12 protein-coding genes and 2 pseudogenes are annotated in these 11,336 nt (G+C 42.0%); 12 read left to right on the forward strand and 2 right to left on the reverse strand.

Annotated features, from left to right (window positions below; all coding sequences use genetic code 11):
• Positions 1 to 67 precede the first annotated feature (67 nt).
• From ACLUWI_RS09565 to ACLUWI_RS09615, 11 genes and pseudogenes are all read left to right on the forward strand, one after another.
• Positions 68 to 346 carry a type II toxin-antitoxin system Phd/YefM family antitoxin gene (locus ACLUWI_RS09565; protein WP_412147134.1) on the forward strand — a complete coding sequence of 93 codons (279 nt, stop codon included), beginning with the start codon at positions 68 to 70 and terminating at the stop codon, positions 344 to 346.
• A complete protein-coding gene (locus tag ACLUWI_RS09570) occupies positions 346 to 696 on the forward strand; it encodes a type II toxin-antitoxin system YafQ family toxin (protein ID WP_412147135.1) in 351 nt (116 codons plus the stop codon). Before ACLUWI_RS09565 ends, ACLUWI_RS09570 begins: the two co-directional genes overlap by 1 nt.
• Positions 697 to 820: 124 nt before the next feature.
• Positions 821 to 1,165 (forward strand): hypothetical protein, encoded by a 345-nt coding sequence (locus ACLUWI_RS09575; RefSeq protein ID WP_412147136.1) that lies wholly within the window; start codon positions 821 to 823, stop codon positions 1,163 to 1,165.
• Between the two features lie 6 nt (positions 1,166 to 1,171).
• Positions 1,172 to 1,504 carry a hypothetical protein gene (locus ACLUWI_RS09580; protein ID WP_056968772.1) on the forward strand — a complete coding sequence of 111 codons (333 nt, stop codon included), beginning with the start codon at positions 1,172 to 1,174 and terminating at the stop codon, positions 1,502 to 1,504.
• A gap of 336 nt (positions 1,505 to 1,840) precedes the next feature.
• A complete protein-coding gene (locus ACLUWI_RS09585) occupies positions 1,841 to 2,098 on the forward strand; it encodes a hypothetical protein (RefSeq protein ID WP_412147137.1) in 258 nt (85 codons plus the stop codon).
• A gap of 207 nt (positions 2,099 to 2,305) precedes the next feature.
• A complete protein-coding gene (locus tag ACLUWI_RS09590; protein WP_412147138.1) occupies positions 2,306 to 2,428 on the forward strand; it encodes a GNAT family N-acetyltransferase in 123 nt (40 codons plus the stop codon).
• Between the two features lie 217 nt (positions 2,429 to 2,645).
• Positions 2,646 to 3,224 carry a DJ-1/PfpI family protein gene (locus ACLUWI_RS09595; protein ID WP_412147139.1) on the forward strand — a complete coding sequence of 193 codons (579 nt, stop codon included), beginning with the start codon at positions 2,646 to 2,648 and terminating at the stop codon, positions 3,222 to 3,224.
• A gap of 366 nt (positions 3,225 to 3,590) precedes the next feature.
• Positions 3,591 to 4,198: pseudogene (locus tag ACLUWI_RS09600) on the forward strand (ATP-grasp domain-containing protein).
• Between the two features lie 10 nt (positions 4,199 to 4,208).
• On the forward strand, positions 4,209 to 4,535 hold the full coding sequence (locus tag ACLUWI_RS09605) for a hypothetical protein (RefSeq protein WP_412147140.1): 327 nt from the start codon (positions 4,209 to 4,211) through the stop codon (positions 4,533 to 4,535).
• A gap of 332 nt (positions 4,536 to 4,867) precedes the next feature.
• The gene (locus ACLUWI_RS09610; RefSeq protein WP_412147141.1) at positions 4,868 to 5,392 is read left to right on the forward strand and encodes a helix-turn-helix domain-containing protein; all 525 of its coding nucleotides are present in this window, start codon (positions 4,868 to 4,870) and stop codon (positions 5,390 to 5,392) included.
• Between the two features lie 203 nt (positions 5,393 to 5,595).
• Positions 5,596 to 6,593, forward strand: a pseudogene (locus tag ACLUWI_RS09615) (NAD(P)-dependent oxidoreductase).
• Positions 6,594 to 6,802: 209 nt separating this feature from the next.
• Here ACLUWI_RS09615 and treC read toward each other — a convergent pair.
• Complete coding sequence (gene treC / locus ACLUWI_RS09620; protein WP_412147142.1) at positions 6,803 to 8,467, reverse strand: alpha,alpha-phosphotrehalase; 1,665 nt, start codon at positions 8,465 to 8,467, stop codon at positions 6,803 to 6,805.
• A 10-nt stretch (positions 8,468 to 8,477) separates the two neighbouring features.
• Positions 8,478 to 9,200, reverse strand: a complete 723-nt coding sequence (gene treR, locus ACLUWI_RS09625) for a trehalose operon repressor (protein ID WP_412147144.1) — start codon at positions 9,198 to 9,200, stop codon at positions 8,478 to 8,480.
• A gap of 191 nt (positions 9,201 to 9,391) precedes the next feature.
• Here treR and ACLUWI_RS09630 point away from each other — a divergent pair, with 191 nt between their 5' ends.
• Positions 9,392 to 11,329 (forward strand): glucose PTS transporter subunit IIA, encoded by a 1,938-nt coding sequence (locus ACLUWI_RS09630; RefSeq protein ID WP_412147143.1) that lies wholly within the window; start codon positions 9,392 to 9,394, stop codon positions 11,327 to 11,329.
• Positions 11,330 to 11,336: the final 7 nt, after the last annotated feature.

Genomic DNA, 11,336 nt, shown 5'->3' on the forward strand with positions numbered 1-11,336 from the left:
AATCATATTTCTAGATACTATAAAATTTGATTACAAGACAACATTTAGTACAAGGAGGTTGATCACTATGACTTTAGCATTAACACAAAGCGATTTCAGAGCTCATATTAAGAAATACTTAGATCAAGTAAATGATGATGACGAAGTAGTCTATATTGCTAGATCCAATAGTCGTTCAGTTGCGGTTCTCTCACAAGAAAAATTATTTTGGATGGAAAAAGCGCTCCAGGCTAAAGAAGATTCTTTAGATTATGCTGTTGCCCGCGATCAATTGATTCAGCGACATGTTTTGCAAGACGACCCTATTGTTGAATCTAAAGATGACTATTGGGAGCAGTTTAAATAATGACGAAGTTAAGCTTTAGACCTCGAGCAACCTTTAATGCCGACCTAAAAAGACTTGGTCGACTAGATCCGTCAATTATTGATGAAGTCAGGGAAGCCATTGATGAAATTTTAGAAACAGGGAAATTACCAGCAGAATATAATGATCATCCACTTAAGCGACGTTTATCAGGATATCGGGAATTTCATGTTCATGATACGCCTAAAAATGAGCAACCCAGTGATATTAATGATGTATTAGTAATTTGGTATATTGAATGTAATGAGCTAGTTGTATTAGGGGTTCGGGTTGGATTGCATGATCGACTTTTCCCTAACCAGAATAGTTCAACAAAATATCATAAGCAGTAACAATTAAATAATTAAAATGAAATTCAGCCAATTCGTCGAGGAACAGATACGCTGAAACATTTACGATGAATACTACTGAAAATTGATCTATATGGCTTAATCGACAAGGTAGATGAATAAACCGATGAAATTACTATCAACAGCAATTGGTGACTTTTGGATGAGTGCTGATAAAATCGTCTTACCTTTTAAAGCAGTTGATGTGACCAATATTATAAATAAGCGTTACACTTATTCCGTCGATCAATCAATTATACTGATTCCAGAATTACCAGAGCATTTTAGTTACAGTGATTTGGGCTTTCCTTCTTATTTTGATATTGATGATCGTTATCGTGGCCAATTATTGTTCCAAGTAACCTACAAGTCCTTGGATGAGTATCAGCTACTTGATAAGCAAGGCATCGATGACCTGTCGATTGATTTTTCCTTTGAAGAAATGTCTCTTTGGATCAATTCAAGAAAATGATTGAAAATGAATGGACAGTATTATCTAATCAAAAAGATTGGCACCAAGTATAAATTTTACTGGGCCCCACGCTCTCCATGGCCCAAGAAAAATTTTGAAGATTGGGGCGTAGCAGTTATTGATTTTTCCTGGGTAACCGAAGATCCGCGTCCCAAACATCTGCGAGCCGCGCCTTTAGGATATCAGCTGAAGCCCAGATATCAGGTTTTAAGGGATCCTGAGATAGATGGTGTTAGAGATAGCAGTTACCGTCACATGGTACTTGGAACGGGACATGTCTATGGATGTCTACTTAAAATGAGTGAATTCCGTAGATATGCAGCTTGGGAATCAGGTTAAATGAATATCCTATATTGTTAATGAATCGGCAATTAGTATCATTCAAGCTAGACTTGGCCCACCAATTCTAGCTTGGCAATATTTTCTTACAGGAATAATTAAACCAGCGATGACAGACTTTAAATCGGGGATGAGCTTGATAATGCCATATCTAAAATTAGCATCGTCTGACTATGTCGTTTACCTTAAACTTGGGCCAAGAATAGATGACGAATGGATAGATTCAGCGATTGAAGTTTACGAAGAAGAATCTTTGTTTTTTAAATTGAGCCCACTCTGGTATTTTTCTGGTATTTTAATGAACCGCAGATTTTATTGTCGATCATGGAAAAATTCTTGCAGAATCCAAGCCAGAAAAATACCTATGAATTGATGGATGATCCAACGGTGGAATTTTCTTTTGATGATGAATATGATGGAATGATCTTACGACTTTATCGTAGTTTTAAACTCCAAGATCATTTAACGCTCTATTTGGATATTGACCAGCTAAAGCATCTGGTTGCGTATCTAAAACTTTATATCGGTAAACTGAATAAGAAAGCTAAAGAGATTCAAACAATGTATGAGAACGGCTTTTTGCAAGGCGATTAGAAGTTTAATGAGGTAATTCAATGATTAAATCACTCCAACCTGCTGATATCGATCAAGTTGCAGCAATCTGGCTGGAAGCAAACAGCTAGGCACATTCGTTTATTCCAGCTCAGTACTGGCAAGAAAACCTTGAGCTGGTAAAGAAAATGCTTTTGCAGGCTACGGTTTATATATCGAAATGGCCAAAAAATTCTGGGTTTTATCAGCTTGGTTGATGATCAAATTGAAGGAATCTTTGTTGCCAAAGAAGTGCAGTCGCAAGGTATTGGTAAACAGTTGCTTGATTTTGTCAAAACACGGCATTCTCATTTGAGCCTCAACGTTTATTAAAAAATACTCGTGCGATTCGCTTTTACCAACGTGAAGGCTTTAAAATTCAGACAACTGGCATGGATGAGGATACGGGTGAAAAAGATCTGTTGATGACCTGGCAATTAAAAAGATAATCGCTGAGATAATTATGATTCTAAACTAGCAGATAAATTTGCCAATTGTTGAAGGCGCAGTATCAGGGATAATTTGGTGGATAAAAGGAAGGAAATACGATATGAATTTCTATTTTTTATTATTTGAAAGGTTCGAAACACTGGATTTATTTGGCCCGGTAGAGATCTTTGGGCGGGTTGCCAACGCATCGCTTAACTATATCTCACTAAATGGCGGCGTCATTACCAGTGCACAAGGAACACGAATCCTGACCCAAAAAGCGGCAAGTCTTCCGGCAAACAGTGCCTTAGTGATTCCGGGTGGACGTGGGACGCGGCCGTTGGTTAATGATAAAGAGTTTTTAGATGGTTTAGCAGCGCTTTGTGATTCAGCAGACTATGTTTTGTCGATTTGCACTGGCTCGGCATTGTTGGCAGCAGCCGGAATTTTGTATGAAATAAAGGCTACATCAAATAAGAATGCTTTTGACTGGGTAAAAGGTGTCGGCGATGCAGTCTGGATTAGAAAGGCACGTTGGGTACATGATGGTCGTTTCTATACGTCATCAGGCGTGTCAGCTGGAATTGATATGGCGCTTGGCTTTGTTGCTGATCATTATGGCCGGGATGCTGCTAAAGAGAATGCTCGTCAAGCAGAGTACGTCTGGAACGATGATCCCGAAAATGATCCTTTCGCATAAAACAGAAACAGCGCTATATCAAGCTTCTAATGAGCTTGATGCAGCGCTGTTTTGATATTTTAGGATTATTGAACTAGGTTGCGATGAGTTATAGAGCGGTCGATCGCACAATGCGGTTGGCCGTTGCTTGCCTTAAATATTATAGTTCTGCATCCCCGATACGCGCTTTAAAGACGGTTGCCGGTTTTATAATTAAGAGTAGATAAATCAGTAAAGAAGGGAAACGGCAATGAAGGTATTCGTACAGACCAGACCAATCAAAACGGGATGCCCTATAGCATTAATGGCTACGCTGCTATGACCGGCTTTGAAAAAATGGGCTTTGAGGTAGTCTTGTTTAAAAATCTAAGCGATGTCTTAGACAAAATGAAGCGTGAAGACGTGGTAGTTGGTGGACTGGGAACGGTTCGGCATCGTCTAAGCAGTCTTGGGATTGATTATCAAGAAATTAACTATCCACAAGAAATTCGCCAATATCTCGGTCGCAGAATCTGGCATTCCAAGATGGATACCATCAACAGCCATCCCGAAATGTGGCCAGTCTTTGTCAAATCGGTAACGGGCAAGCAAATTACCGGCAAAGTCATCCGCTCGCCAAGAGATCTGGTAGGCCTGGGATCCAGCTATGAAAATCCTGATGTAATCTGCAGCGAGGTGGTTGATTTTACAGCAGAATGGCGAGCCTATTACGCTATGGCAGAATCGAAGGCGTGCGCCAATACTATGGTGACTGGCACTTTCATTATGATCCAAATATAATTGAACAATGCCTGCATGACTACCATAATTGTCCAGCTGGCTGCTCACTTGATTTTGGTGTTATCAAAGCCAGTCGGACACTATTAGTCGAGGTCAATGAAGGATATTCTTTGGCGGCTTATGGACTTTACGACATTCGCTATGCCAAACTGCTGGCGGCACGTTGGGCAGAGATGACAGGAACCAAAGATAAGTGTGCCTTTGATTTAGACTGAGGGTATGAAAATGAATGGGCAATATTATCTGATCAAAAAAATTGGCACCAAATATAAATTTTACTGGGCCCCTACCTCGCCGGCACCGGAAAAAGATTTTGAAGACTGGGGCGTAGCAGTTGTTGATTTCTCATGGAGAACCGATGATCCTCGTCCCAAGCATCTGCGCGCTGTTCCATTGGGCTATAAACTGCAGCCAAGATACCAAGTCCTGAGAGACCCTAAAATTGATGGCATTAGAGATAAAAGATGGCGATATATAATTTTGGATGGTAGGTGCGATCGCTGTATCAATCTAGATTACACTCATCCCTATTATTGGTGGGAATCTGGCTAGTTCTATTGAAGAATTGATTAGTGATTTACCATAAGGAGAAAATTATGATTTTAAATAATCGAGGCAAGGTAGGTGCTTTTTACCCAATCTGTAAGGCCAAATAAATCCACCAGCAAACGCTCGAAGTGATCGTGGTCTGGACCCGACAGTAGTTTGACGGGTAGCTGATCGACCATCTTAGGATTTGGGTTGACTGTCGTAATCGATTTGGAGAGCGTTTTAAATTCTTGCTATTCTGGCATTTGCTGACTGGTGGAAAGCTGGCGGGGAACTGTCGTGGTCAAAGATTATCGGATTTGGTATGATTGAGAAAAATTAAAGGGGAGATCAAAATGCGTGAAAACCAAATCAAAAAGCTACGTCAGTCTCAAAACCTTTCCCAGGAAATGTTGGCTGAAAAAGCTCAGGTTTCGGTAAGAACGATTCAGCGCTTAGAAGCCGGTGAGGAAGCCAGTGTTGAAACGTTGAATCTGGTTGCTGGCGCATTAGGCGTTGGCATCAAGGACTTGTATGATGTGGAAAAAAGCAGTGATTATGAAGAAAAAATTGCATCGGCTGACCAGAAACTGCAGTACCAATTAGGCATGCGGCATAATGAATACAAGAACTTCAAACAGCTTTATGGCACCTGCTACATTATTTTGATGCTGCTCTGGGGCGCATTATTTGGCTTGGTGCCAGGCGGCGTTGCACGATCGGTTATGGGCGTACTCTGGGTTGGTGGCTGGATGATTATGGGGCCTTTTCAAAAATATATCGTGCTCAAAAAAGTCAGTCCCAAGCTGGATGCCAAATATCCAATGACTGCCAATCGCTTAGATAAAAACGAAATTCATAAAAAAGAAAATGATGATTAGAGTTTTAGCCGTCAGCCGTTTAGCTGGCGTTTTTGGGTTGATGCTGCATAGCGATAAAAAGTACCTAAATAAAGCAGGAATTGGTTATCGAATTTGATACGGCAGATAATATAGTCGATCTTCAAAATCAGTACTTATACGTAGATTAAGATTATAAAAATCATGTATTGGTAGTATAGTGAAAAAACGAATGGGGTGATCCAATGAAAGTACTGCATATTGGCAAGACCGGTAATCTGCAGCGATTTGCAGTTGCAGATGGCTTTTTGCGCTCGCTGGAACTAACCGATCTAAAACCAGGACTGCCAGTCAAAGAGTATCTAGACCAAGCAGGCGATGCTGATTTTATCGTCGTTGATGCGATTTCCAGCGTTCCTGGCGAGTTGATCAAGCAGATGCCCAATCTAAAAGTAATTCATTCAGAAGGCGTGGCTTATAATGCAATCGATCTAAAGGCTGCTGATGAATACGGTGTTTATGTTTGCAACGCTAAGGGAATGAATGCCATGGCGGTTGCCGAGCAGGCGGTTTTGCTGATGGTGGGAATGCTGCGCAATGTGGTTGTCAACGATGCGGCCGTACGCAATGGACATCAGATTGAAACTAAAGAAGGCTACATGCAAAACGGCAATCTGTATGAGCTGGCCGACTGCAGCGTGGGACTGATTGGTTTTGGCGACATTGCTCAAAAAACGGCTCGGCTGTTGAAAGCTTATGGCGTCAAAGACATTTATTACTACAAGCGTCACCGACTGGATCCAGAACAAGAGCAGCAATATGGCGTGCAGTATCGTGAATTGGATGACTTATTGGCGCAGAGTCGGATTGTCAGTCTGCATCTGCCAGTTACCGATGCTACTATGCATATGGCAGATCAAGCTTTTTTGCCAAAATGCAGCCAGGCAGCTACCTGGTCAATACGGCCCGTGGCGAACTGGTTGATGATGCAGCCTTGATTGAAGCTTTAAAATCGGAAAAGCTGGCGATGGCTGGGTTGGATACGCTTGACCATGAACCAGTCCAATCTGACCATCCATTGCTGAATCTGCCATTTGAAATTGCGCAACGATTGCTGTTTAGTCCGCATATTGGCGGAATCACAACGACCAGCTTTTATCGCGGCTATGCCATGATTGAAGAAGATCTGCAGTTGGCAGCTCAGGGTAAGCGGCCCAAGCGCGTGGTCAATTCCCCTAAATAAAACAAAGAGGCTGGGAATTAACTCAACCTCTTAACTATTTTATGGATAATAATGCCTCTGCGCGGTAGCTGGCTGGCAGTTCAAACGCTGATAAATCAGCATTTGGCCGACCTAGCCATCCTTGCGGAGGTTCGAAGACAAAAGACAAACTCCGAAAATCGGTCGCAAGCTGATTTTCGGAGTTTTTTCTCATTCTCTTTTTTTATTGTCTAGATTTTAATGGCCAGCGCCTCATAAGGACGGAGCGTTAAGGTTTCTTGTAAGTTGATGTCTTGCTGATCATAGTTGCTGATAACAACTTGAGTAGCTTGCTTTTGAAAGGCTTTTGGCAAAGTAACCGTATGCGATTGACCATAGAAATTGTTAAAGACTAACAATTTGGATGGCTGATCATCCAGAAATCGTTCGTAGGCCAGAACTTGCGGGTCGTCTTTTAAAAACATCCTAATATGACCATCAGAGATCAGTTCCTCGTTATGACGCAGTTTGATCAGATTCTGATAGTAATTGAAGATCTCGCCATGTGCCAGTTCGTCTTTTACATTAATCTGATCCTGGTCAGTTGGCATCAACCATGGTGTAACGCTGCTAAAACCGGCATACTGGCTGCTGTCCCAATGCATCGGAACGCGGGAGTTGTCACGGGATTTGGATTTAACGATATCAAAGGCCTGTTTTTCAGAAATTCCTTTTTGCTGGAGCTCTTTAAAAGCGTTCTTGCATTCAACGTCGATGTAGCTGTCGATAGAAGAGTAGTCCGGATCGATCATGCCAAGCTCTTCTCCCATATAGATATATGGCGTTCCACGCATTAGATGAATTGCCGTTGCCAGCATCTCAGCCGATTTTTCGCGGTAGATACCGGTATCGCCAAATCGAGAAAGTGCCCATGGCTGATCATGATTGTTCCAGAAAAGGGCATTCCAGCCAGCTCCTTGATCCATCTCTTCTTGCCATTGGGTAAACAGCTGCTTAAGTTTCATAAAGTCAAACGGTGCTTTGGTCCATTTTTCACCATTTTGATAATCGACTTTCAGATGATGGAAGTTAAAGACCATTGACAGCTCGTGTTCGTTAGGATTGGAATACTTGATAGAATTGGCAATTGTTGTTGAAGACATCTCGCCAACCGTAATGCTGTTTGGATCTTGACCAAAGCTGGCTTGATTCATTTCTTTTAGATATTGATGAACGATCGGTGTATCGGTATATAGACTCTTTTCTTGAGCGATGTCGCCAGTAGAGTCAATTAAACGCTCGTCTTTGCCGGTTACATTGATAACATCAAAACGGAAGCCATGAACGCCCTTTTGTCGCCAAAAGTTAATGACACGGTAGATTTCTTTTCTAACCTCAGGATTATGCCAGTCTAGATCTGCTTGAGTTGGATCATAGAGGTGCAGGTAATAGTAGTCTGTATCGCCAAATTTAGCCCAGGCTGATCCGCCAAACTTGCTTTGCCAATTATTAGGTAGACTGCCATCTGGCTTGGCCTTGCGCAAGTAGAAAAACTTACGGTATTTTTCATCACCGGCTAGTGCTTTTTGGAACCATTCATGGTCGGTTGAGCAGTGGTTGAAAACCATGTCTAACATAACGCCAACGTTGATTTCTTTGAGCTTGGCAACCAGCTCTTCAAAATCAGCCATTGTTCCAAAGCGGGAGTCGATTTCATAATAATTGGCAATGTCATAACCGTTGTCATGTTGCGGCGAGACAAAGAAGGGATTGAACCAGATCATATCGACATTCAGTTTTTTTATGTAGTCCAGCTTTTGAATAATGCCGGGAAGATCGCCGATACCGTCATTATTGGAGTCGTAAAAGGACTTGGGATAAATTTGATAGATAACTTTTTGACCAAGGTTGTTCATTTTTTTCTCCTTAAAATTTGATTTTCTGTCTTCTGGCAAAGTCAACGAACTTGAACTTTTTTGGATCATGAAAGGAAAGGGTTAGCTGAAAGGGCGTGGTGTCGGCCAAAAAATTATGACTGGCAATCAAAACTACATCATTATTCAAATGCAGCTTTGATTGCAGTTCCGTTGATGCCTTTTCAACTGTGATCGTCTTGGTAGCATAAGAAATCTCAAGGTGCAGACTATTTTCCAAAAAATCATAGATTGAGTTTTCGACCGCTTTTTTAGGTAGTTCAGTAACTGGTGGGTTAAAAAGATAATCACAATCCAAAACTTCAGGCTCGTTATTGATCAAGCGTAGACGCTCAACATAAAAACCGGGCTGATGATCTTGATCCGGGAACTTCTTTTTAAAAAGTGGCGGTAGATCATCCAGCTGCTGGCAGGTCAATACCTTGGTCTTGGCATTCATTCCCAGGGTTTGATTGAGCTCAGCAAAACTGGTAATCGATGAAACTGGAAACGAATATTTACTTAAATCTAAGACGATGGATCCCTTGCCTTTGATTTTTTGAATCAGTCCCAACTCGGTCAGCTGCTGCAGTGCTTTACGGACGGTTTCACGCGAGGCACCATAAAGTTCTGACAATTGATTTTCACTGGGTAGCCGGTCACCGCCTTTGAACTGCTGATATTTGATTTTAGAGGCAATATCTTGGGCAATCAGGTCAGCTTTGGTTTGTGGCATGTAGATCGTTCCTTTCATAAATCTGTCTCCATTATAACCCATTTGTATGTACATGTGTAAAAATATTTAAAAACCGTATCATCAATAAAGAAAACGATTTTATTTTTATATTGACAAGTTGTCTATACAAGTTTAATATAATAACCGAAGAATATGAAAGTGCTTACAAGAAGTGAAACATGGTGATTAACATGAATAATGAAAAAGAAACGATTCTTACTCCGGTTGATGGACAAGTAATCGCATTAAGCAAAACCAGTGATCCAATCTTTAGCCAGGGAACGATGGGAGAAGGCTTTGGGGTAATTCCAAGCAATGGTCATATCGTAGCTCCGGTAGCCGGTAAGGTATCGATGATTGCCCAAACTGGGCACGCCATCGGGATTGTTACTGCTAGTGGGCTGGAGGTTCTGGTTCACATGGGAATCGATACCGTTCAATTAAACGGTGAGGGATTTGAAGTCAAGGTCAAGCCTGATCAAGAGGTAGCTGCCGGACAAGAAATCGCGGCAATGGATCTTGAGCTGATTAAGCAAAAGGGCCTGGAAACCACGGTTATGACGATGATTACCAATTCCCCAGCTATGTTGAGCGGCTTTGATTTAACGGAAGGTGATGCTAAAGCAGGGGATGTTGTAGCAACCAGTTATCTAAAGCAGCAGGCAACGGCAGAGACGGCGGATAGGAAGCTGACCTACGATGAACTGGCATCATTTATCATTAAAAATGTTGGTGGTAAGGAAAATATCAATGGCCTGATTCACTGCATCACCAGGTTGCGTTTTTATCTAAAAGATGAGAGCAAGGCCAACGATGAGATTTTGAAAAATCAACGCGGTATCTTGGATATTATGCATGCTGGCGGTCAGTATCAAGTAGTTATTGGCAATGAAGTTACCAATGTTTATGACGCCGTAATGAAACAGTTGCCTGAATTGGAAAATGAAGATCAACCAGCTGCTACATCTAATGCCGATGATGGCAAAAATCCAATCAGTCGTGCGTTTGGTAATCTGATTGGATTTATTACTGGGTCTATGAGTCCCGTGATCGGTGTGATCGCGGCTTCTGGTATCATCAAAGGGTTGTTGGCGCTGCTGACATTGCCGCAATTAGGCGCACTGCTCAATACTAAGAGTACGATCTATATTACGGTTAGCGCCATGGCAGATTCGGCTTTCTTCTTCTTGCCGATTATTGTTGGATTCAGTGCTGCCAAACGTTTGAAGAGTGATCCGATTATTGCGGCGGTAATTGGTGGATTCATCACCTATCCGCAGCTGATTACCTGGGGAACGCATTTAAAGACGATGTTTACTCTAGGATCATGGCATTTCCAGTTTTTAAACTACAGCTACTCAATCTTTCCAATGATTTTAGCGGCTTGGATGGCTGCTAAATGTGAGAAGTGGTTTAAGAAGGTTCTGCCAAGCTATCTACAGATGATCTTTGTACCAATGTTTACGATTCTGATTGTCTCAACGATTACGATTGTTATTACAGGGCCGGTTATTCAAGGAATTGCCAATGGAATTGCCGTCTTCGTAAACTGGCTGGTGCTTTCCTCTGGCTGGGTCGGTGGTTTGGTTATCGGTGCTTTTTACCAACTGCTGGTTATCTTTGGCTTGCACTGGGGTGTTGTACCGCTGGTCGCTCAACAAATCGCAGGGACTGGTCAAAGTGCCTTGAATGCTATTATCTGCTCAACCATGATCTCACAAGGGGCAGCAGTACTGGCAGTTGCTATCAAGTCTAAGAAGGCCGACATGAAGGAATTAGGGATTGCAGCAGCTATCAGTGCATTTTGCGGTGTTACCGAACCTGCTATCTATGGGGTTAACCTGCGCTACAAGAAGGTGTTTGCTTCTGGATGTATCGGTTCTGGTGTCGGTGGCTTGATTACCGGCTTGATGCATGGCACGATGTATGGATTTACCGGTGGCCTGATTGGTTTTTCGAGTTTCTTTAATCCTAACAATCCAACAAATCTTAGTAGTTTCTACACCTTCCTGATTGCCAGTGCGGCATCGATTATCGTAGCATTTATCGTAACCTGGGTATGGGGCTACAATGATGATATGACGATGGGCAAGAAAGTTGAAAAAAAGCAGCGCCCAGGAACTAAGTAAAATAAAC

Source organism: Limosilactobacillus mucosae (assembly GCF_046939755.1).
Classification (GTDB): Bacteria; Bacillota; Bacilli; order Lactobacillales; family Lactobacillaceae; genus Limosilactobacillus; species Limosilactobacillus mucosae_A.

Bases quoted from the DNA above. Each gene is read 5' to 3' on its own strand.
- ACLUWI_RS09565 (WP_412147134.1), top strand. From the start codon at position 68: ATGACTTTAGCATTAACACAAAGCGATTTCAGAGCTCATATTAAGAAA.
- ACLUWI_RS09570 (WP_412147135.1), top strand. From the start codon at position 346: ATGACGAAGTTAAGCTTTAGACCTCGAGCAACCTTTAATGCCGACCTA.
- ACLUWI_RS09575 (WP_412147136.1), top strand. From the start codon at position 821: ATGAAATTACTATCAACAGCAATTGGTGACTTTTGGATGAGTGCTGAT.
- ACLUWI_RS09580 (WP_056968772.1), top strand. From the start codon at position 1,172: ATGAATGGACAGTATTATCTAATCAAAAAGATTGGCACCAAGTATAAA.
- ACLUWI_RS09595 (WP_412147139.1), top strand. From the start codon at position 2,646: ATGAATTTCTATTTTTTATTATTTGAAAGGTTCGAAACACTGGATTTA.
- ACLUWI_RS09605 (WP_412147140.1), top strand. From the start codon at position 4,209: ATGAATGGGCAATATTATCTGATCAAAAAAATTGGCACCAAATATAAA.
- ACLUWI_RS09610 (WP_412147141.1), top strand. From the start codon at position 4,868: ATGCGTGAAAACCAAATCAAAAAGCTACGTCAGTCTCAAAACCTTTCC.
- treC (WP_412147142.1), bottom strand. From the start codon at position 8,467: ATGAACAACCTTGGTCAAAAAGTTATCTATCAAATTTATCCCAAGTCC.
- treR (WP_412147144.1), bottom strand. From the start codon at position 9,200: ATGCCACAAACCAAAGCTGACCTGATTGCCCAAGATATTGCCTCTAAA.
- ACLUWI_RS09630 (WP_412147143.1), top strand. From the start codon at position 9,392: ATGAATAATGAAAAAGAAACGATTCTTACTCCGGTTGATGGACAAGTA.